The organism is Kocuria salina, assembly GCF_013368965.1.
Lineage (GTDB): Bacteria > Actinomycetota > Actinomycetes > Actinomycetales > Micrococcaceae > Kocuria > Kocuria rosea.
The window spans coordinates 58,362-78,456 of record NZ_SSSF01000005.1 but is presented as its reverse complement, the minus strand read 5'-3'; the positions used below and the strand labels follow the sequence as shown (position 1 = coordinate 78,456).

Annotated in this window: 32 protein-coding genes; 31 read left to right on the top strand and 1 reads right to left on the bottom strand. The window is 68.9% G+C overall.

What is annotated here, in order from left to right; translation table 11 throughout:
* Positions 1–12 precede the first annotated feature (12 nt).
* Positions 13–1,203: an elongation factor Tu gene (gene tuf, locus E7Z53_RS11260; RefSeq protein ID WP_017833294.1), complete on the top strand. Its 1,191-nt coding sequence runs from the start codon at positions 13–15 to the stop codon at positions 1,201–1,203.
* Between the two features lie 87 nt (positions 1,204–1,290).
* Here the strand turns inward: tuf and E7Z53_RS11255 are convergent, their stop codons facing one another.
* Positions 1,291–1,674, bottom strand: coding sequence for a VOC family protein (locus E7Z53_RS11255; protein WP_017833295.1), 384 nt, complete (start codon positions 1,672–1,674; stop codon positions 1,291–1,293).
* A gap of 491 nt (positions 1,675–2,165) precedes the next feature.
* On the opposite strand from E7Z53_RS11255, the gene rpsJ reads away from it, so the two are divergent.
* From rpsJ to rplQ, 30 genes are all read left to right on the top strand, one after another.
* Positions 2,166–2,474, top strand: a complete 309-nt coding sequence (gene rpsJ, locus E7Z53_RS11250; RefSeq protein ID WP_003803825.1) for a 30S ribosomal protein S10 — start codon at positions 2,166–2,168, stop codon at positions 2,472–2,474.
* 16 nt (positions 2,475–2,490) lie between these two features.
* Positions 2,491–3,147, top strand: a complete 657-nt coding sequence (gene rplC / locus E7Z53_RS11245; protein ID WP_017833296.1) for a 50S ribosomal protein L3 — start codon at positions 2,491–2,493, stop codon at positions 3,145–3,147.
* Between the two features lie 7 nt (positions 3,148–3,154).
* Positions 3,155–3,778: a 50S ribosomal protein L4 gene (gene rplD / locus E7Z53_RS11240; RefSeq protein WP_017833297.1), complete on the top strand. Its 624-nt coding sequence runs from the start codon at positions 3,155–3,157 to the stop codon at positions 3,776–3,778.
* On the top strand, positions 3,775–4,080 hold the full coding sequence (gene rplW, locus E7Z53_RS11235; protein ID WP_017833298.1) for a 50S ribosomal protein L23: 306 nt from the start codon (positions 3,775–3,777) through the stop codon (positions 4,078–4,080). Before rplD ends, rplW begins: the two co-directional genes overlap by 4 nt.
* Positions 4,081–4,110: 30 nt before the next feature.
* Entirely contained in the window at positions 4,111–4,950 is an 840-nt protein-coding gene (rplB, locus tag E7Z53_RS11230) for a 50S ribosomal protein L2 (protein WP_017833299.1), read from the top strand.
* Between the two features lie 12 nt (positions 4,951–4,962).
* Complete coding sequence (rpsS, locus tag E7Z53_RS11225) at positions 4,963–5,244, top strand: 30S ribosomal protein S19 (protein ID WP_017833300.1); 282 nt, start codon at positions 4,963–4,965, stop codon at positions 5,242–5,244.
* 53 nt (positions 5,245–5,297) lie between these two features.
* Positions 5,298–5,663: a 50S ribosomal protein L22 gene (gene rplV, locus E7Z53_RS11220; protein ID WP_017833301.1), complete on the top strand. Its 366-nt coding sequence runs from the start codon at positions 5,298–5,300 to the stop codon at positions 5,661–5,663.
* Complete coding sequence (gene rpsC / locus E7Z53_RS11215; RefSeq protein ID WP_017833302.1) at positions 5,664–6,515, top strand: 30S ribosomal protein S3; 852 nt, start codon at positions 5,664–5,666, stop codon at positions 6,513–6,515.
* A complete protein-coding gene (gene rplP, locus E7Z53_RS11210; protein WP_017833303.1) occupies positions 6,516–6,932 on the top strand; it encodes a 50S ribosomal protein L16 in 417 nt (138 codons plus the stop codon).
* Positions 6,933–6,934: 2 nt separating this feature from the next.
* A complete protein-coding gene (gene rpmC, locus E7Z53_RS11205; RefSeq protein ID WP_017833304.1) occupies positions 6,935–7,210 on the top strand; it encodes a 50S ribosomal protein L29 in 276 nt (91 codons plus the stop codon).
* Positions 7,207–7,497 carry a 30S ribosomal protein S17 gene (rpsQ, locus tag E7Z53_RS11200; protein WP_017833305.1) on the top strand — a complete coding sequence of 97 codons (291 nt, stop codon included), beginning with the start codon at positions 7,207–7,209 and terminating at the stop codon, positions 7,495–7,497. Before rpmC ends, rpsQ begins: the two co-directional genes overlap by 4 nt.
* A 355-nt stretch (positions 7,498–7,852) precedes the next feature.
* Complete coding sequence (rplN, locus tag E7Z53_RS11195) at positions 7,853–8,221, top strand: 50S ribosomal protein L14 (protein ID WP_017833306.1); 369 nt, start codon at positions 7,853–7,855, stop codon at positions 8,219–8,221.
* 2 nt (positions 8,222–8,223) lie between these two features.
* A complete protein-coding gene (gene rplX / locus E7Z53_RS11190; protein ID WP_017833307.1) occupies positions 8,224–8,568 on the top strand; it encodes a 50S ribosomal protein L24 in 345 nt (114 codons plus the stop codon).
* Complete coding sequence (gene rplE, locus E7Z53_RS11185) at positions 8,568–9,137, top strand: 50S ribosomal protein L5 (protein WP_017833308.1); 570 nt, start codon at positions 8,568–8,570, stop codon at positions 9,135–9,137. Before rplX ends, rplE begins: the two co-directional genes overlap by 1 nt.
* An 85-nt stretch (positions 9,138–9,222) precedes the next feature.
* Positions 9,223–9,621, top strand: coding sequence for a 30S ribosomal protein S8 (gene rpsH, locus E7Z53_RS11180; protein WP_017833309.1), 399 nt, complete (start codon positions 9,223–9,225; stop codon positions 9,619–9,621).
* A gap of 23 nt (positions 9,622–9,644) precedes the next feature.
* Positions 9,645–10,181, top strand: coding sequence for a 50S ribosomal protein L6 (gene rplF / locus E7Z53_RS11175; RefSeq protein ID WP_031282950.1), 537 nt, complete (start codon positions 9,645–9,647; stop codon positions 10,179–10,181).
* A 2-nt stretch (positions 10,182–10,183) separates the two neighbouring features.
* On the top strand, positions 10,184–10,555 hold the full coding sequence (gene rplR, locus E7Z53_RS11170; RefSeq protein ID WP_017833311.1) for a 50S ribosomal protein L18: 372 nt from the start codon (positions 10,184–10,186) through the stop codon (positions 10,553–10,555).
* Positions 10,552–11,283 carry a 30S ribosomal protein S5 gene (gene rpsE, locus E7Z53_RS11165; protein WP_176337772.1) on the top strand — a complete coding sequence of 244 codons (732 nt, stop codon included), beginning with the start codon at positions 10,552–10,554 and terminating at the stop codon, positions 11,281–11,283. Before rplR ends, rpsE begins: the two co-directional genes overlap by 4 nt.
* Positions 11,283–11,492 carry a 50S ribosomal protein L30 gene (gene rpmD / locus E7Z53_RS11160; protein WP_017833313.1) on the top strand — a complete coding sequence of 70 codons (210 nt, stop codon included), beginning with the start codon at positions 11,283–11,285 and terminating at the stop codon, positions 11,490–11,492. The genes rpsE and rpmD overlap by 1 nt, the downstream gene beginning before the upstream one ends.
* Positions 11,493–11,494: 2 nt before the next feature.
* Entirely contained in the window at positions 11,495–11,983 is a 489-nt protein-coding gene (rplO, locus tag E7Z53_RS11155) for a 50S ribosomal protein L15 (RefSeq protein ID WP_017833314.1), read from the top strand.
* A gap of 268 nt (positions 11,984–12,251) precedes the next feature.
* On the top strand, positions 12,252–13,562 hold the full coding sequence (gene secY, locus E7Z53_RS11150; protein ID WP_031282952.1) for a preprotein translocase subunit SecY: 1,311 nt from the start codon (positions 12,252–12,254) through the stop codon (positions 13,560–13,562).
* An 85-nt stretch (positions 13,563–13,647) separates the two neighbouring features.
* Positions 13,648–14,211 (top strand): adenylate kinase, encoded by a 564-nt coding sequence (locus E7Z53_RS11145; protein ID WP_017833316.1) that lies wholly within the window; start codon positions 13,648–13,650, stop codon positions 14,209–14,211.
* Positions 14,212–14,328: 117 nt separating this feature from the next.
* Entirely contained in the window at positions 14,329–15,165 is an 837-nt protein-coding gene (gene map, locus E7Z53_RS11140; protein WP_176337771.1) for a type I methionyl aminopeptidase, read from the top strand.
* A gap of 50 nt (positions 15,166–15,215) precedes the next feature.
* Complete coding sequence (rlmN, locus tag E7Z53_RS11135) at positions 15,216–16,388, top strand: 23S rRNA (adenine(2503)-C(2))-methyltransferase RlmN (RefSeq protein ID WP_031282953.1); 1,173 nt, start codon at positions 15,216–15,218, stop codon at positions 16,386–16,388.
* A gap of 264 nt (positions 16,389–16,652) precedes the next feature.
* The gene (gene infA, locus E7Z53_RS11130; RefSeq protein WP_017833319.1) at positions 16,653–16,874 is read left to right on the top strand and encodes a translation initiation factor IF-1; all 222 of its coding nucleotides are present in this window, start codon (positions 16,653–16,655) and stop codon (positions 16,872–16,874) included.
* Positions 16,875–16,929: 55 nt separating this feature from the next.
* On the top strand, positions 16,930–17,043 hold the full coding sequence (rpmJ, locus tag E7Z53_RS11125) for a 50S ribosomal protein L36 (protein ID WP_017833320.1): 114 nt from the start codon (positions 16,930–16,932) through the stop codon (positions 17,041–17,043).
* Between the two features lie 168 nt (positions 17,044–17,211).
* Complete coding sequence (gene rpsM / locus E7Z53_RS11120; protein ID WP_017833321.1) at positions 17,212–17,580, top strand: 30S ribosomal protein S13; 369 nt, start codon at positions 17,212–17,214, stop codon at positions 17,578–17,580.
* Between the two features lie 82 nt (positions 17,581–17,662).
* Positions 17,663–18,067 carry a 30S ribosomal protein S11 gene (gene rpsK / locus E7Z53_RS11115; protein WP_017833322.1) on the top strand — a complete coding sequence of 135 codons (405 nt, stop codon included), beginning with the start codon at positions 17,663–17,665 and terminating at the stop codon, positions 18,065–18,067.
* A gap of 137 nt (positions 18,068–18,204) precedes the next feature.
* A complete protein-coding gene (locus E7Z53_RS11110; RefSeq protein ID WP_017833323.1) occupies positions 18,205–19,212 on the top strand; it encodes a DNA-directed RNA polymerase subunit alpha in 1,008 nt (335 codons plus the stop codon).
* 67 nt (positions 19,213–19,279) lie between these two features.
* Positions 19,280–20,041 (top strand): 50S ribosomal protein L17, sunset domain variant, encoded by a 762-nt coding sequence (gene rplQ, locus E7Z53_RS11105; RefSeq protein WP_035924856.1) that lies wholly within the window; start codon positions 19,280–19,282, stop codon positions 20,039–20,041.
* Positions 20,042–20,095 lie beyond the last annotated feature (54 nt).

The window sequence follows — 20,095 nt, the reverse complement described above, 5'->3', positions numbered from 1 at the left end:
GGAGGAACAACCATGGCGAAGGCCAAGTTCGAGCGCACCAAGCCGCACGTCAACATCGGCACCATCGGCCACGTCGACCACGGCAAGACGACGCTCACGGCTGCCATCTCCAAGGTCCTGGCCGACAAGTACCCGGACCTGAACGAGCAGCGCGACTTCGGTGCCATCGACTCCGCTCCGGAGGAGAAGCAGCGCGGCATCACCATCAACATCGCGCACATCGAGTACCAGACGGAGAAGCGCCACTACGCGCACGTCGACGCCCCGGGTCACGCGGACTACGTCAAGAACATGATCACCGGTGCGGCGCAGATGGACGGCGCCATCCTCGTGGTCGCCGCCACGGACGGCCCCATGGCCCAGACCCGCGAGCACGTGCTGCTCGCCCGCCAGGTGGGCGTGCCCTACCTGCTGGTGGCCCTGAACAAGTCCGACATGGTCGACGACGAGGAGCTGCTGGACCTCGTCGAGATGGAGGTGCGCGAGCTCCTCTCCGACCAGGGCTTCGACGGCGACAACGCGCCGGTCGTCCGCGTCTCGGCGCTGAAGGCCCTCGAGGGCGACCCCGAGTGGGTCGCCAAGGTCGAGGAGCTCATGGAGGCCGTCGACGAGAACGTGCCCGACCCCATCCGTGAGATGGACAAGCCGTTCCTCATGCCCATCGAGGACGTCTTCACCATCACCGGTCGCGGCACCGTGGTGACCGGCCGTGCCGAGCGCGGCACGCTGCCGATCAACTCCGAGGTCGAGATCGTCGGCATCCGTCCGGTCCAGAAGACCACGGTCACCGGCATCGAGATGTTCCACAAGCAGATGGACGAGGCCATGGCGGGCGAGAACTGCGGCCTGCTGCTGCGCGGTCTCAAGCGTGACGACGTCGAGCGCGGCCAGGTCGTGTGCAAGCCGGGTTCCATCACCCCGCACACCGACTTCGAGGCCAACGTCTACATCCTCTCCAAGGAGGAGGGCGGGCGTCACAACCCGTTCTACTCGAACTACCGTCCGCAGTTCTACTTCCGGACCACCGACGTCACCGGCGTCATCACGCTGCCCGAGGGCACCGAGATGGTCATGCCCGGCGACAACACCGAGATGACGGTCGCGCTGATCCAGCCGATCGCCATGGAGGAGGGCCTCGGCTTCGCCATCCGTGAGGGTGGCCGCACCGTGGGCTCCGGCCGCGTCACCAAGATCATCAAGTAGTCCCCGGACTGCCGATCTGCGCAGAACCCCCCGTCGCTCCTGCAGCGGCGGGGGGTTCCGTGCGTTCCGGGGCAACCACGACGGGGTTCAGCCGGTGAGCTGGTGCAGGCACAGGACGTTGCCCTCGGAGTCGGTGAACCACGCCGCGCGCATCCCGTCGGCGGTGAGGACGTGGTCGACGGTGCGCAGGCCGGGCAGGTCGTAGTCCTCGAAGCGCACGCCCCGGCCCTCGAGCTCCCGGACCGCGGCCTCGACGTCGGGGACCTCGAAGCTGACCTGCGTCAGCCCGGACGCCGGCGCGTCCGGGCGCAGCAGCAGCTGCAGGCCGGTGTGCCCGTCCTCGCTGAACAGGACGCTGTCCGGCTCGGGGGCGTGGGCGGGGGAGAGCCCCAGCGTCTCCTGGTAGAACCGGCGGGCGCGGTCGAGCTCCCGGACGGGGACGATCGCGACCAGTCTCGCGGTGGACAGCATGGGACCCATCTCCTGGGACGTCGGGGTGCGGACGAGGCCAGGATACGACCGCGGGTGCCGGCGCCGGTCGCGGTCGGCTCACGGTTCCGGCACGGTTGCGCACGGCCTGCCCCCGGCCGTGCGTTTGCACCGGTCTGCCATCTCTGGCAGGATGGAGGACGTTGTTCAAGCGCCGACGCGTGCTCCCAACGGTTCGAACCGGCAGACCCCAGGACACCATCGGGTTCCGAAGCAGAACCGGGGTCAGCAGCTCCTGGAAGCTGCCACGCACGGACCACATACAGCCCGCCCCGAGAAACGGAATCGGTGTGCCCCCGTGCCAGCACGGGACGACACGCCCGAGTTCGGGGGTCGGAGCTCCAGCAGGGTGAGGAACCCGGAACCTTCCGGATTCAGTCTGCGTGGAGGGGCGCCCACCAGGTGGCGCCATGCACAAGGAGCCCTCGGCTCCGTCACAGGGAAGATCGTTCAAGAAAGAGAGTCACGACGCCATGGCGGGACAGAAAATCCGCATCCGGCTGAAGTCTTATGACCACGAGGTCATCGACGTCTCGGCCCGGAAGATCGTTGAGACGGTGACGCGCGCAGGCGCCACGGTGGTCGGCCCCGTGCCGCTGCCCACGGAGAAGAACGTGTACTGCGTCATCCGCTCGCCGCACAAGTACAAGGACAGCCGTGAGCACTTCGAGATGCGCACGCACAAGCGGCTGATCGACATCATCGACCCCACGCCGAAGGCCGTCGACTCGCTCATGCGCCTCGACCTGCCGGCTGACGTGAACATCGAAATCAAGCTGTAAAGAGGATCGCATCCCAATGACTACCACTTTCGAACGCCAGGTGAAGGGCCTGCTGGGCACGAAGCTCGGCATGACCCAGGTCTGGGACGAGAACGGGAAGTTCGTGCCGGTGACCGTCGTCAAGGCGGACTCCAACGTCGTGACCCAGCTGCGCAACCAGGACCGTGACGGCTACTCGGCCGTCCAGATCGGGTTCGGTGCGATCGACCCCCGCAAGGTCACCCAGCCGCTGGCCGGCCACTTCGAGAAGGCCGGCGTCACGCCGCGCCGCCACGTCGTGGAGCTGCGCACGGCCGACGCCGACACCTACGAGCTGGGCCAGGAGCTCTCCGTCGAGCTCTTCGAGGCCGGCCAGAAGGTCGACGTGATCGGCAAGACCAAGGGCAAGGGCACGGCCGGTGTGATGAAGCGTCACGGCTTCTCCGGCGTCGGCGCCTCCCACGGTGCCCACAAGAACCACCGCAAGCCGGGATCCATCGGCGGCGCGTCCTACCCCGCTCGCGTGTTCAAGGGCATGCGCATGGCGGGCCGCATGGGCGCCGTCCGTCACACGACGCAGAACCTCACCGTTCACGCCGTGGACGCCGAGAACTCCCTGCTGCTCATCAAGGGCGCCCTGCCGGGCCCCAAGGGTTCGGTCGTCCTCGTCCGCACCGCAGTGAAGGGAGCCTGATCAGACCATGGCAACTCAGACCGTCAACGTCGACCTGCCCGCCGAGATCTTCGACGTCCAGACCAACGTGCCCCTACTGCACCAGGTCGTCGTCGCTCAGCTGGCCGCGGCCCGCCAGGGCACGCACAAGACCAAGAACCGCGCCGAGGTCTCCGGCGCCGGCCGCAAGCCCTTCAAGCAGAAGGGCACCGGCCGCGCGCGCCAGGGCTCGATCCGCGCTCCGCACATGACCGGCGGCGGCGTGGTGCACGGCCCGACCCCGCGCGACTACAGCCAGCGCACCCCCAAGAAGATGAAGGCCGCCGCCCTGCGCGGAGCCCTCTCGGACCGGGCGCGCAACAACCGCATCCACGTCGTGGAGGCACTCGTCGAGGGCACCGTCCCCAACACGAAGGCCGCCCAGGCGACGCTGCGCGGGCTCTCCGACCGCAAGAACCTGCTGGTCGTCCTGCACCGCTCGGACGACGTGGCCGCGCTGTCGGTGCGCAACCTCGACGACGTGCACACCCTCTACGCGGACCAGCTCAACACGTACGACGTGCTGGTCTCCGACGACGTGGTCTTCACCAAGGACGCGTTCGAGTCCTTCGTGGCGGCCGCCAGCAAGAAGAAGCAGGAGGACGCCAAGTGAGCGCGACCACCATCAAGGACCCCCGGGACGTCATCATCGCGCCGGTCGTCTCCGAGAAGTCCTACGGGCTCATCGACGAGGGCCGCTACACGTTCTTCGTGGCGCCCGACTCGAACAAGACCCAGATCAAGTACGCCGTCGAGCAGATCTTCGGCGTCAAGGTCGAGTCCGTGAACACCATCAACCGTGCCGGGAAGCGGAAGCGCACGCGCTTCGGCTGGGGTCAGCGCAAGGGCACCAAGCGTGCCGTTGTGACCCTCAAGGAAGGCACCATCGACATCTTCGGCGGTCCGCTCGCCTGAGCGGAGACCACTTTAACGAGGAACTGACACATGGCTATCCGTAAGCACAAGCCGACAACCCCGGGCCGTCGCGGCTCCTCCGTTGCCGACTTCGCAGAAATCACGCGCACGACCCCCGAGAAGTCGCTGGTCCGGCCGCTGCCCAAGAAGGGCGGGCGGAACAACACCGGCCGCATCACCACCCGGCACAAGGGTGGCGGGCACAAGCGCCAGTACCGCGTCATCGACTTCCGTCGCCACGACAAGGACGGCGTCGACGCCAAGGTCGCGCACATCGAGTACGACCCGAACCGCACGGCGCGCATCGCGCTGCTGCACTTCGTGGACGGCTCCAAGCGCTACATCATCGCGCCGAACAAGCTGTCCCAGGGCGACGTCGTCGAGTCGGGCCCCGGCGCCGACATCAAGCCCGGCAACAACCTGCCGCTGCGCAACATCCCCGTCGGCACCGTGATCCACGCCGTCGAGCTCCGTCCGGGCGGCGGCGCCAAGCTCGCCCGCTCCGCCGGCGCGTCGGTGCAGCTCGTCGCCAAGGAGGGCAAGTACGGCCAGCTCCGGCTGCCCTCCGGCGAGATCCGCAACGTCGACGTGCGCTGCCGCGCGACGGTCGGCGAGGTCGGCAACGCCGAGCAGTCGAACATCAACTGGGGCAAGGCCGGCCGCAACCGCTGGAAGGGCGTCCGCCCGACCGTCCGCGGTGTGGTCATGAACCCCGTCGACCACCCGCACGGTGGTGGCGAGGGCAAGACCTCCGGTGGCCGTCACCCGGTCAACCCGAACGGCAAGCCCGAGGGCCGCACCCGCCGCCCCAACAAGGAGAGCGACAAGCTCATCGTCCGCCGTCGTCGCACCGGCAAGAACAAGCGCTAAGGAGCCTGACACATGCCACGCAGCCTGAAGAAGGGCCCTTTCGTCGATCAGCACCTTTTCCTGAAGGTCGCCAAGGAGAACGACAAGGGCACCAAGAACGTCATCAAGACGTGGTCCCGCCGCTCGATGATCGTCCCCGACATGCTCGGGCACACGATCGCCGTGCACGACGGACGCAAGCACATCCCCGTGTTCATCACCGAGTCGATGGTCGGGCACAAGCTCGGCGAGTTCGCCCCCACGCGGACCTTCCGCGGCCATGTGAAGGACGACAAGAAGGGCAAGCGCCGCTGATCCTCCGGGATCCCGCAGCGTGAGCACTTCGAGAAGACGAGAGAAGGAAAGCAATGGAAGCCAAGGCATCTGCGCGCTACATCCGCGTGACGCCTATGAAGGCCCGGCGCGTCGTCAACCTGATTCGTGGCCAACAGGCGAATGAGGCTCTGGCGATTCTGAAGTTCGCCCCCCAGGGTGCTTCGGAACCGGTGTTCAAGGTCCTCCAGTCGGCGGTCGCCAACGCGCGCCAGCTGGCGGACCGCGACGGCCTGCCGTTCAAGGAGGAGGAGCTCGTCGTGAGCGAGGCCTTCGTCGACGAGGGTCCGACCATGAAGCGGTTCCAGCCGCGGGCCCAGGGCCGCGCCTACCGCATCAACAAGCGCACGAGCCACATCACCGTGATCGTGGCGAGCCCTGACAGCGAGGAGGTCCGCTAAGTGGGACAGAAGATCAACCCGCACGGGTTCCGGCTGGGCATCACCACCGACCACGTGTCGCACTGGTACGCGGACTCCACCAAGGAGGGCCAGCGCTACAAGGACTACGTCCGCGAGGACATCAAGATCCGCAAGCTCATGTCCACGGGCATGGAGCGGGCCGGCATCTCCAAGGTCGAGATCGAGCGGACCCGGGACCGCGTGCGCGTGGACATCCACACCGCCCGCCCCGGCATCGTCATCGGCCGCCGCGGCGCCGAGGCCGACCGCATCCGCGGCGAGCTCGAGAAGCTCACCGGCAAGCAGATCCAGCTGAACATCCTCGAGGTCAAGAACCCCGAGGTGGACGCCCAGCTGGTCGCCCAGGGTGTCGCCGAGCAGCTCGCCTCCCGCGTGGCCTTCCGCCGCGCCATGAAGAAGGCCATCCAGTCGGCGCAGCGCGCCGGCGCGAAGGGCATCCGCATCCAGTGCGCCGGCCGCCTCGGCGGCGCCGAGATGAGCCGCTCGGAGTTCTACCGCGAAGGCCGTGTGCCCCTGCACACCCTGCGCGCGAACATCGACTACGGCTTCTTCGAGGCCAAGACCACCTTCGGCCGCATCGGCGTGAAGGTCTGGATCTACAAGGGCGACCTCACCGCCAAGGAACTGGCGGCCCAGCAGGCCGCCGCTCCCTCGCGCGGCCGCGGCGGCGACCGTGACCGTCGCGGCGGTCCGGGCGAGCGTCGCGGAGGCGGCGGCGGCGACCGTCGTCGTCCCGACCGTAACGACCGTGGCGGACGCCGTGAGCGCAACGACTCCGCCGCCTCCCCGGCTCCGGCCGCGGGAGCGACCAACGCAGAGGGTGGTAAGTAAATGCTCATCCCACGTCGTGTGAAGTTCCGCAAGCAGCACCACCCGAAGCGGTCGGGCGCTGCCAAGGGCGGCACCACTGTCGCCTTCGGCGAGTGGGGCATCCAGGCGCTCACGCCGGCCTACGTGACGAACCGTCAGATCGAGGCCGCCCGTATCGCCATGACCCGCCACATCAAGCGTGGCGGCAAGGTCTGGATCAACATCTACCCGGACCGCCCCCTGACCAAGAAGCCCGCCGAGACCCGCATGGGCTCCGGCAAGGGCTCCCCCGAATGGTGGGTCGCCAACGTCAAGCCCGGGCGCGTGATGTTCGAGCTCTCCGGTGTCTCCGAAGAGGTCGCCCGCGAGGCCCTGCGCCTGGCGATCCACAAGCTCCCGATGAAGGCACGCATCGTGCGTCGCGAAGGTGGTGAATGAGAATGGCTGTTGGATCCAAGGATCTGAGCATCGAGAACCTCGCGGCCCTCGACAAGGACTCTCTGGGTGAGGCGCTGCGCAAGGCCAAGGAGGAGCTGTTCAACCTCCGCTTCCAGTCCGCAACCGGTCAGCTCGAGAACAACGGCCGCCTCAAGGCCGTCAAGCGCGACATCGCGCGCATCTACACGGTGCTGCGCGAGCGCGAGCTCGGCATCCGGCCCCAGGCGGGCTCCGCCGAGACCACCGCCGAGACCACCTCCGAGGAGGACGCCAAGTGACCGAGCAGATCAACAACGAGGCCGAGCAGGCCGACGAGCGCGGTGACCGCAAGAGCCGTCGTGGCTACGTGGTCTCCGACAAGATGGACAAGACCGTCGTGGTGCAGCTGCAGGACAACGTCAAGCACTCGCTGTACGGCAAGGTCATGCGCCGCTCCTCGAAGGTCAAGGCCCACGACGAGCAGAACGCCGCCGGCGTCGGCGACCTCGTCCTGATCTCCGAGACCCGCCCGCTGTCCGCGACCAAGCGGTGGCGGATCGTGGAGATCCTCGAGAAGGCCAAGTGACCCGAGCTCGCTAGAGCCGGCCACGGCCCCGACGGCCCGCCCCCTCCTGGAGGGGGCGGGCCGTCGCCTGTTCACCGCCCGCACGGACGGCGCCCCGCCTGTGCTAGGCTGGTGAGCTTGTATGGGCGGAAATCTCTGTCCGTGCAATCCACAGCTCTTCGTGCCAGCGCATAATGACCGCGTGCAGGGCGCCCCCGTGCCACCTGGTGGCGGGTTCAGATGCTCCTGGCATGGAGGGCTGGGCCCGGTCCGGCGTGCGCGCCGGGGGAGGGCACATCATCCGACAAGCTGTTCCGCAAGGCCCGCACCGTGCTCTCGATCGGTGTTGGAACCGGCGTGACGACAGGAGTAATCAGTGATTCAGCAGGAGTCGCGACTGAAGGTCGCCGACAACACGGGTGCGAAGGAAATCCTCACCATCCGTGTTCTCGGTGGATCCGGACGTCGCTACGCAGGCATCGGCGACATCATCGTCGCCACCGTCAAGGACGCGATCCCCGGCGGGAACGTGAAGAAGGGCGACGTGGTCAAGGCCGTGATCGTCCGTACCAAGAAGGAGCGCCGTCGTCCGGACGGCTCCTACATCAAGTTCGACGAGAACGCCGCAGTGATACTGAAGAACGACGGTGACCCCCGTGGTACCCGCATCTTCGGCCCCGTGGGCCGTGAGCTGCGCGACAAGAAGTTCATGAAGATCATCTCGCTGGCCCCGGAGGTGCTCTGACCATGGCGAAGTTCAAGATCAAGACCGGCGACCTGGTGCAGGTCATCTCCGGCAGCAGGGACAACAAGGGCAAGCAGGGCAAGGTCCTGCGCGTGATCCCCGAGACCTCCCGCGTGGTCGTGGAGGGCATCAACGTGATCACCCGCCACCGCAAGGCCTCCATGCAGGGCGAAGCCGGCGGCATCGACAAGGTCGAGGCGCCGATCCACGTGTCCAACGTGGCGCTCGTGGACCCGGAGACCAACAAGCCGACCCGCGTCGGCCACCGCACCGAGACCGTGGAGCGCGACGGACGCCAGAAGACCGTCCGCGTCCGCGTCTCCAAGAGCACCGGCAAGGACCTGTGATGACCGAAACCACCGAGATCAGCGTGTCCCCGCGCTTCAAGGACAAGTACCAGGAGACCGTCGTGCCCGCGCTGCAGGAGCAGTTCGGCTACGGCAACGTCATGGAGATCCCGCGCGTCGTCAAGGTCGTCGTGAACATGGGTGTCGGTGACGCCGCGAAGGACTCGAAGCTCATCGACGGCGCCGTCCGCGACCTCACCGCCATCACGGGCCAGAAGCCGCTCGTGACCCGGGCGAAGAAGTCCATCGCGCAGTTCAAGCTCCGCGAGGGCATGCCGATCGGCGCGCACACCACGCTGCGCGGCGACCGCATGTGGGAGTTCCTCGACCGCCTGGTGACCCTGGCCCTGCCGCGCATCCGCGACTTCCGCGGTCTGTCCGACCGCCAGTTCGACGGCAACGGCAACTACACCTTCGGCCTCACCGAGCAGTCCATGTTCCACGAGATCGACCAGGACCGCATCGACCGGGTCCGCGGCATGGACATCACGGTGGTCACCACCGCGAAGACCGACGACGAGGGCCGCGCGCTGCTGAAGGCGCTCGGCTTCCCCTTCAAGACCAACTAATCTCGCTACGTTCCAGGTCCGGCCGGGCGCCCACGGGCGCCGCCAGGTGCGGAAACCGGGACGAGGAAGGGCACGTGCCCCCAAAATGACAATGACAGATCCTGTAGCGGACATGCTGACGCGTCTGCGCAACGCCAACTCCGCCTACCACGACTCCGTGAGCATGCCGTACTCGAAGCTCAAGGCTCGCGTTGCGGACATCCTCAAGGCCGAGGGCTACATCGCGGACTACAAGGAGGAGGCGGCGGAGGTCGGCAAGACCCTCACGCTCTCCCTGAAGTTCGGCCCCAACCGGGAGCGCTCCATCGCGGGCGTCCGGCGCATCTCCAAGCCGGGCCTGCGCGTCTACGCCAAGTCCACCAACCTCCCCAAGGTCCTGGGCGGCCTGGGCATCGCCATCCTGTCCACCTCTTCCGGGCTGCTGACCGACAAGCAGGCCGCGAAGAAGGGCGTGGGCGGCGAAGTCCTCGCGTACGTCTGGTAACCCGGAACAGAAAGGAAGAGAACATGTCACGTATCGGACGTCTCCCCATCTCTGTGCCGGCCGGTGTGGAGATCAAGATCGACGGCAACGTCGTCTCCGTCAAGGGCGCCAAGGGCGAGCTGCAGCACACTGTTGCCAGCCCGATCACCGTCGCGCTCGACGACAGCACCCTCACCGTCACCCGACCCGACGACGAGCGCGAGTCCCGCTCGCTGCACGGTCTCACCCGCACCCTGATCGCCAACATGATCCAGGGCGTCACCCAGGGCTACACCAAGGGCATCGAGATCGTCGGCACCGGTTACCGCGTGCAGGCCAAGGGCCAGGACCTCGAGTTCGCCCTCGGCTACAGCCACCCGATCACCTTCAAGGCGCCGGAGGGCATCTCGTTCGCCGTCGAGGGCGTCAACAAGCTCTCGGTCAACGGCATCGACAAGCAGCAGGTCGGCGAGGTCGCCGCCAAGATCCGCAAGCTCCGCGCCCCCGAGCCCTACAAGGGCAAGGGCGTGCGGTACGCCGGCGAGCAGATCCGCCGCAAGGCCGGAAAGGCTGGTAAGTAACCATGGCTCTGAAGATCAAGGGCAAGTCCAAGGCCGCCGCCCGCAGCCGCCGCCACGTCCGGGTGCGCAAGCACCTGGCCGGCACGGCCGCGCGCCCGCGCCTGGTCGTCAACCGCTCCGCCCGCCACGTGTTCGTCCAGGTCGTCGACGACACCAAGGGTGTCACCGTCGCCTCGGCCTCCACCATGGAGGCCGACCTGCGCGGCGCCGACGCGGACAAGACCGCCAAGGCCAAGCGCGTGGGTGAGCTCGTGGCCGAGCGCGCCAAGGCCGCCGGTGTCGAGTCCGTCGTGTTCGACCGCGGCGGCAACAAGTACCACGGTCGCGTGGCGGCTGTCGCCGACGGCGCCCGTGAAGGAGGTCTGGCACTGTGAGCGAGCAGAACAACGAGAAGGAAACCCAGGTGACCGAAGCCAGCACTGCCTCCACGGAGGCGACCGGGGCCCAGCAGACCACCGAGGCCTACCGCTCCCAGGACTCCCGCGGCGACCGCGGGGGCCGCGGCGAGCGCGGCGGCCGCGGTGAGCGCGGGGGCCGTGGCGAGCGCGGCGGCCGCGGTGGCCGCGGCGGCCGCGACGAGGAGAAGGACAAGTTCCTCGAGCGCGTCGTGACCATCAACCGTGTCTCCAAGGTCGTCAAGGGTGGTCGTCGCTTCAGCTTCACCGCCCTCGTCGTCGTCGGTGACGGCAACGGCATGGTCGGCGTCGGCTACGGCAAGGCCAAGGAGGTGCCGGCGGCGATCTCGAAGGGCGTCGAGGAGGCGAAGAAGAACTTCTTCCGCGTCCCGCGCATCGAGGACCGCACGATCCCGCACCGCGTGCAGGGCGAGGCCGCCGCAGGCGTCGTCATGCTGCGCCCGGCGACCCCGGGTACCGGTGTGATCGCCGGTGGTCCGGTCCGCGCCGTGCTCGAGTGCGCCGGCATCCACGACGTGCTGTCGAAGTCCCTCGGCTCGTCGAACCAGATCAACATCGTGCACGCAACCATCGAGGCGCTCCGCCAGCTCGAGGAGCCGGCGGCCGTCGCGGCCCGTCGTGGGCTCCCGATGGACGAGGTCGTCCCCGGTCCGTTGCTGCGCTCGATCCAGAAGGCAGGTGCCTGATGTCCGGCAAGCGTATCCAGCCCGACGGCACGGAGCTGCGCATCACGCAGGTCCGGTCGGTGGTCGGCCAGAAGCAGAACATGCGCAACACCCTGCGGTCCCTCGGCCTCAAGCGGCCGGGCAACGTCGTGGTCCGCAAGGCCGACGGCGTGACCGCGGGCATGGTCAACACCGTCGCCCACCTGGTCAAGGTCGAGGAGGCCAAGTAACCATGGCAGAGAACACTGCTGAGAACACCGCTCAGAGCAACGAGAAGGTGCACGCGCTCAAGGTGCACCACCTGCGTCCGGCCCCGGGCGCGAAGACCGCCAAGACCCGCGTGGGTCGCGGTGAGGGCTCCAAGGGCAAGACCGCCGGCCGCGGCACCAAGGGCACCAGTGCCCGGTACCAGGTCAAGGCGGGCTTCGCGGGCGGGCAGCTTCCGCTGCACATGCGCCTGCCCAAGCTGCGCGGGTTCAAGAACCCGTTCCGCGTGGAGTACCAGGTCGTCAACCTGGACAAGCTCACCGAGCTCTTCCCGGAGGGCGGCGAGGTGACCGTGGAGTCGCTCGTGGCCCGCGGCGCCGTGCGCAAGAACCAGCCCGTCAAGGTCCTGGGCTCCGGCGACATCGCGGTCGCGGTCGACGTGAAGGCGCACGCCTTCTCGGGCTCCGCCGCGGAGAAGATCGCCGCCGCCGGCGGCAGCACCACCGCGCTGTGAGCGCGGGCCGCGGGGCCGGGCGCACGCCCGGCCCCGCGGCACCCACGGATCAGGCCCCGTCCACGCCAGCGTGGGCGGGGCCTGATCCGTCGGCGGGCACGAGCCCGCCCCGTCGGCGCGCGCCCCCGGTGAGTCCCGGGCGGGCCGCGTTCGCTAGACTTGCCGGAGTCGCCCGCGCCCACCGGGCGCGGGGACCCCGGACCGAGCTCCCGCACCACCACACCCCCCGCCACCGGATGCCGGTCGGACCCAGTCTCTAGGAGGACATGTGCTCAGCGCTTTCGGACGGGCGTTGCGAACCCCCGACCTGCGACGCAAGCTGGGGTTCACCCTCGCCCTCATCGTGCTCTACCGCCTGGGCACGTTCATCCCGGCGCCGGGCGTCGACTACGGCAACGTGCAGCAGTGCCTGGCCCTCGGGACCACCACGGGCGGCGTGTACGACATGGTGAACCTCTTCAGCGGCGGCGCGCTGCTGCAGCTGTCGGTCTTCGCCCTGGGCGTCATGCCCTACATCACCGCGAGCATCATCGTGCAGCTGCTGCGCGTGGTCATCCCGCGCTTCCAGGAGCTGCACGAGGAGGGGGCGCAGGGGCAGACGCAGCTGACCCAGTACACCCGCTACCTCACCATCGGCCTCGCGCTGCTCAACGCCACCACGGTGGTCTCGCTCGCCCGGTCCGGCGCCCTGCTGGGGGACTGCCCCCTGCCGATCATCCCCAACGACACCTGGCTGACCGTGCTGATCATCATCATCACGATGACCGCCGGCACGGCGATCATCATGTGGCTGGGGGAGCGGATCACGGAGAAGGGCGTGGGCAACGGCATGTCGCTGCTCATCTTCACGTCCATCGCCGCGACCTTCCCCTCCGCGCTGGGCGAGATCCTCCGCACCCGCGGCTGGGGCGTGTTCCTCTCCGTGCTGGCCGTGGGGCTCGTGGTGATCACCTGCGTGGTGTTCGTGGAGCAGTCCCAGCGCCGTGTGCCCGTGCAGTACGCCAAGCGGATGGTGGGCCGGCGCACGATCGGCGGGACCACCACCTACATCCCGCTCAAGGTCAACATGGCCGGTGTCATCCCCATCATCTTCGCGTCCTCGATGCTGATGCTCCCCGGCATGCTCGCCCAGTTCGGCATGCCGGACGACGGCACGGACATCCCCGGCTGGGTCAACTGGATCAACACCTACCTCGTCACCGGCGACCACCCCGTGTACATGGCGATGTACTTCCTGATGATCGTGTTCTTCACGTACTTCTACGTGTCGATCACGTTCAACCCGGAGGAGGTCTCCAACAACATGAAGCGCTACGGCGGCTTCATCCCGGGGATCCGCGCGGGCCGGCCCACCGAGAAGTACCTCGCCTACGTGCTCAGCCGGATCACGTTCCCGGGCGCCCTCTACCTGGGCATCGTGTCCATGATCCCCCTCGTGGCGCTCGTGCTGATCGACGCGAACCAGAACTTCCCCTTCGGCGGTCCGTCGCTGCTGATCATGGTGGGCGTGGGCCTGGACACGGTGAAGCAGATCGAGGCCCAGCTGCAGCAGCGCAACTACGAGGGCCTGCTGCGCTGACCCCACCCCGCCGTCCCCCGCCGGGGACGGCGGGCACGCCCCGGTAGACTGTGACCGCAGCCACCACCGACCGCAAGGAGACTTCATGACCCGCATGCTCATCATCGGACCCCCCGGCGCAGGCAAGGGCACGCAGGCCGTGCGCATCTCGGAGCGGCTCGGCATCCCGGCGATCTCCACCGGTGACATCTTCCGGGCCAACATCAAGGGCCGGACCCCTCTGGGGCAGGAGGCCAAGAGCTACATCGACGCCGGCGACCTCGTCCCGGACTCCGTGACCAACCGGATGGTCCGCGACCGCCTCGCCGAGACGGACACCGCCGACGGCTTCCTGCTCGACGGCTACCCGCGCAACGCCGCGCAGGTGGACGAGCTCGACGCCATCCTCGACGAGCTGGGGCAGGAGCTCGACGTGGTGCTGAAGCTGACCGCCGACCGCGACGAGCTCGTCCAGCGGCTCCTCGGGCGGGCCCAGAAGGAGGGGCGCACCGACGACACGGAGGCGGTCATCCGGCACCGCCTCGACGTGTACGACGCCGAGACCGCCGTGGTCGTCGACGTCTACGACCGGCGCGGCATCGTCCGCGAGGTCGACGGGCTCGGGACCGTCGACGAGGTCTCCCAGCGGATCATGACAGCGCTGTCCTGACGCACCGTCCCGCACCGCGCACGCCGTGACACCCCCGGACACCCCCGGGGGTCTCACGTTTAACCCACGACAGCCGCGAGCTCCCCGACCGGGGGAGCGGCTCGGAAGGAAGACCGCATGTTCGGCCGCCGCCGGATCGAGTACAAGACCCACGCCCAGCTGCGCACCATGCAGCGCGCCGGGGTGGTGACCTCCCGCGCCCTCGACGCCGCCGTGGCGGCCGCCGTGCCCGGCGCGACCACCGCGTCCCTCGACGACGTCTTCCGCTCCGTCCTCGACGCGCACGGGGCGAGCTCCAACTTCCTCGGCTACTTCGGCTACCCCGCCGCCGTGTGCGTGTCCGTCAACGAGGTGGTCGTCCACGGCATCCCGGGGGAGCAGGTGCTGCAGGAGGGGGACATCCTCTCCGTGGACGGCGGGGCCGTGGTCGAGGGCTGGCACGGGGACTCCGCGCGCACGGTGCTCCTGGGCCGCCCGGACCCCGCGGACGCCGAGCTCTCCGACGTCACCCGCAACGCCATGTGGCACGGCATCGCGGCGGCGGCCACCGGCACGCACGTCGGCGACATCGGCGCGGCCGTGGAGGACTACGTGCGCAAGGCCTCCGGGCACCGCTTCGGGATCCTCGAGGAGTACGTGGGCCACGGCATCGGGTCCAAGATGCACATGGCCCCCGACGTGCTCAACTTCCGCAGCACCGACCGCGGGCCCCGCCTGCGCGCCGGCATGGCGCTGGCCATCGAGCCGATGCTCGTCCGCGGCGGGATCGGCACCCGCGTGCTCGACGACGAGTGGACCGTGGTCACCACCGACGGCGCCCGCTCCAGCCAGTGGGAGCACTCCGTGGCCCTGCACGCCGACGGCGTCTGGGTGCTCACCGCCGAGGACGGCGGGGCCTCCGAGCTCGAGCCCCTCGGCGTGCGCCCCGTCCCGATCCCGGAGGACCTGCCGTGACCGGCCGGCCCTCCACCACCCCGGACCCGCGACACCGCGAGGAGAACACCGTGGCCCAGCAGCCGCAGCAGAGCACCACCAGCACACCCGTCGAGCTCACCGTGAAACCCCGGCCCGGTCAGCTGACCTTCGCCGCGCCGCGGCGCGGCAAGCCCCCGCGCCACCTCGCCGACTTCGACATGGCGGGCCGCCGGGAGTTCCTCGCCGAGCTGGGGCACCAGCCCTTCCGGGCGGGACAGCTCTCCCGCCACTACTTCGACCGGTTCGCCACGGCCCCCGAGGACATGACCGACCTGCCCGCGGCCGGCCGGGAGGAGCTCGTCTCCCAGGCCCTGCCCACGCTGCTGACGACCGTGCGCAGCCTCGAGGCCGACCAGGGGGACACCGTCAAGAACGTGCACCGCTGCTTCGACGGCGCCACCGTGGAGTCCGTGCTCATGCGCTACACCCACCGGGTGACCATGTGCATCTCCTCCCAGGCCGGCTGCGGGATGAACTGCCCCTTCTGCGCGACCGGCCAGGCGGGCCTGACCCGCAACCTCTCGACCGCGGAGATGGTCGAGCAGGTCGTGCAGGGCGCCCGGATGCTCCGCGGCGGCAGGGTGGGCCGGGCCGAGCAGGAGCCGCTGCGCATCTCCAACATCGTGTTCATGGGCATGGGGGAGGCCCTCGCCAACTACAAGGCCTCGATCGGGGCGATCCACCGCCTCATCGACCCCTCCCCGGAGGGCCTCGGCATCTCGGCCCGCGGCATCACCATGTCCACGGTGGGCCTGGTGCCCGGGATCCGGAAGTTCACGCAGGAGAAGCTGCCGGTCACCCTGGCGCTGTCCCTGCACGCCCCGGACGACGAGCTGCGCGACGAGCTCATCCCGATCAACACCCGCTGGAAGGTCGACGAGGCCCTCGACGCCGCCTACGACTACTACCAGGCCACCGGCCGGCGGGTCTCGATCGAGTACGCCCTGATCCGCGACATCAACGACCACGGGTGGCGGGCCGACCTCCTCGGCGAGAAGCTAAACGCCCGCGGCGGGGGATGGGTGCACGTGAACCCCATCCCGCTCAACCCGACCCCCGGCTCCAAGTGGACCGCGTCCCGGCCCGGCGTGGAGCAGAACTTCGTGGAGCGGCTCCGGGCCCACGGCATCCCCACCACCGTGCGGGACACCCGCGGCTCCGACATCGACGGGGCCTGCGGGCAGCTGGCCGCGACCGTCTGAGCGCCGTCGTCCCCGGCACCGTTCTCCGGCACCGTTCCCCGGGGGCGCCTCCCGCGTTGCGGGAGGCGCCCCCGATCCCGTAGAGTGTCCTGTTGGTTGTCTGTGCTCCAGCGATTCCGCACACTTCGGACCACGCCGACCCTCACCGTGCACCACGAACGGTGATGGTGCGCGCGTACAGGTCCGCTGCGGCGTTTAACGACGATGTACACCCGAAACCCTGCTCGCCGCCCCGGCGGGGGGCACCTGAAGTTAGCGGAGGATATGGCCAAGAAAGACGGAGTCATCGAGATCGAAGGCACTGTGGTCGAGGCTCTGCCCAACGCGATGTTCCGCGTTGAGCTGAACAACGGTCACCTGGTCCTCGCCCACATCTCCGGGAAGATGCGACAGCACTACATCCGGATCCTCCCCGAGGACCGCGTGGTGGTGGAGCTGAGCCCGTACGACCTCACCCGCGGTCGTATCGTCTACCGCTACAAGTAGGACCGGCGGCCGTCCGGGCCGCACACCACTCGAGAGAACGACGCGAAGGAATGCGATGAAGGTCCAACCGAGCGTGAAGCCGATCTGCGACAAGTGCAAGGTGATCCGCCGCAACGGGCGGGTCATGGTGATCTGCGAGAACCCGCGCCACAAACAGCGTCAGGGCTGACCCGCCCCGAGCTGCCCACGCAAGTGGATCCACAAAGGCACCGCTCCCGACCGGAGAGATCCAGGCGGGCGCCCCCGGTACAGAGGCCGGGGACCGGAGGGGACATGACGTTCCCGACCGGACAGCGATGCTCCAGACCTCTGGAACACCACAAGGAGAACCGCCGATATGGCTCGTCTCGCAGGCGTCGACCTCCCCCGCGAAAAGCGGCTGGAAATTGCGCTCACCTACATCTACGGCGTGGGTCGCACCCGCGCGCTCGCCACCCTGGACGCCACCGGCATCTCGGGCGACCTGCGCGTGCGCGAACTCACCGATGCCCAGCTCGTGGAGCTGCGCGACTACATCGAGGACAACTACAAGGTCGAGGGTGACCTCCGCCGCGAGGTGGCCGCCGACATCCGCCGCAAGGTCGAGATCGGCAGCTACCAGGGCATCCGGCACCGCCGCGGCCTGCCCGTGCACGGTCAGCGCACCAAGACCAACGCCCGCACCCGCAAGGGTCCGAAGCGCACGGTCGCCGGCAAGAAGAAGTAGCCCGCTGCCGCTCGTGCGCCAGGACCCCGCGGTCCCCCGAGCGGCCCACCACCACTCTTCCCGAACTTTGTAGGAGATCTCCATGCCCCCGAAGACTCGCGCAGCGGCTGCCCGCAAGCCCCGCCGCAAGGACAAGAAGAACGTCACCCAGGGCCAGGCCCACATCAAGTCGACGTTCAACAACACCATCGTCACCATCACCGACCCCTCCGGCGCCGTCCTCTCCTGGTCGTCCGCCGGAGAGATGGGTTTCAAGGGCTCTCGCAAGTCCACCCCCTTCGCGGCCCAGATGGCCGCCGAGGCCGCCGCGAAGCGCGCGCAGGAGCACGGCATGCGCAAGGTCGACGTGTTCGTCAAGGGCCCCGGCTCCGGGCGCGAGACCGCCATCCGCTCCCTGCAGGCCACCGGCCTCGAGGTCGGCTCCATCTCGGACGTCACCCCGAGCGCGCACAACGGTTGCCGCCCGCCGAAGCGCCGCCGCGTCTGATGTGAGCACGCCCACCGGGACCCTGCGGGGTCCCGGTGCGCATGCCGACAACGGACCGGGCACCGGTCCGCACCCATCAACTGTTTTCCACCATTTGCGCGCGTCATATAGCGGATGCCCGCTGAAAGGAAACATCAGTGCTCATCGCACAGCGCCCCACCCTCTCTGAAGAGGTCGTGGCCGACAACCGGTCCCGCTTCGTGATCGAACCGCTCGAGCCCGGCTTCGGCTACACCCTCGGCAACTCCCTCCGCCGCACCCTCCTGTCCTCGATCCCCGGTGCCGCCGTGACCAGCATCCGGCTCGACGGGGTGCTCCACGAGTTCTCCACCGTGGAGGGCGTGAAGGAGGACGTCTCCGAGGTCATTCTCAACATCAAGAAGCTCGCCGTCTCCTCGGAGCAGGACGAGCCCGTCGTCGCCTACCTGCGCAAGCAGGGCCCCGGCGTCGTCACCGCCGCGGACATCACGGCCCCGGCCGGTGTGGAGATCCACAACCCGGACCTGCACATCGCGACCCTCAACGCGAAGGGCCAGCTCGAGCTCGAGCTGACCATCGAGCGCGGGCGCGGGTACGTCTCCGCCGCCCAGAACAAGGCCGGGGACGCGGAGATCGGCCGCATCCCGGTCGACTCGATCTACTCGCCCGTCCTGAAGGTGACCTTCCGTGTGGAGGCCACCCGTGTGGAGCAGCGCACCGACTTCGACAAGCTGGTCCTGGACGTGGAGACCAAGGAGGCCATCACCCCGCGTGACGCCGTGGCCTCCGCCGGCACCACCCTGGTCGAGCTGTTCGGTCTCGCCCGGGAGCTCAACACGGCCGCCGAGGGCATCGAGATCGGGCCCTCGCCGACGGACGCCGCGATGGCCGCCGACATGGCGCTGCCCATCGAGGACCTCGAGCTCACCGTGCGGTCCTACAACTGCCTCAAGCGCGAGGGCATCCACACCGTGGGTGAGCTCGTGGGCCGTTCCGAGGCGGACCTGATGGACATCCGCAACTTCGGCGCCAAGTCGATCGACGAGGTCAAGGCCAAGCTCGTCGACCTCGGGCTGTCCCTCAAGGACTCGCCCCCCGGTTTCGACCTCGCCGCTCGCGCCGCCGCGATCGACGACGAGAACCCGTTCGACGACGACGACCACTAGTCCTTCCCGCTGACGTCCCGACGGGTGCCCGCCCGGGCCGGGACACACTTCCAGGAGATCAACAACCATGCCTACTCCCACCAAGGGACCCCGCCTCGGAGGCGGACCCGCGCACGAGCGCCTGATGCTGGCGAACCTGTCGCAGCAGCTGTTCGAGCACAAGCGCATCACCACCACCGTGACCAAGGCGAAGCGGATGCGTCCCTACGCCGAGCGCCTGATCACCTTCGCCAAGCGCGGTGACCTGGCCGCCCGCCGTCGCGTGCTGGCGCAGCTGACCGACAAGTCCGTGGTGCACGAGCTGTTCACCACCATCGCCTCGGCGATGGAGGACCGCAACGGCGGCTACACCCGCATCACCAAGATCGGCAACCGCAAGGGCGACAACGCCCCCATGGCCGTCATCGAGCTCGTGATGGAGCCCGTCGCGACCAAGGCCACCGTGGCCGAGGCCGAGCGCGCCACCGAGAAGGCCGCCCCGGCCCCCGCCGCCCCGGTCGACACCCCGGCGGACACCACCGCCGGTGAGGTCGCCGCCGAGGAGATCCCCGCCGACGAGCAGGCCCCCGAGGTCGGCTCCGAGCAGGCCGCCGAGGTCGCCGCCGAGAACTCCGACGCCGAGTTCCCCGGTTCGCACGCCCCGCTCGAGTCCGGCGAGGCCCCCGAGGGCTTCGAGGTCAAGGGCAACAAGAACTCGATGAAGTACCACGTGCCCGGCTCGCGCTGGTACGCGGGCACCACCGCCGAGATCTGGTTCGACTCGCCGGCCAACGCCGAGGCCGCCGGCTTCCAGCCGGCCGGCGGCGCCGCCGCGCAGAAGCTGCGCTGACCGGACGACGCACGGACGGACACCGCGACGCCGCCGGGGACCAGGTCCCCGGCG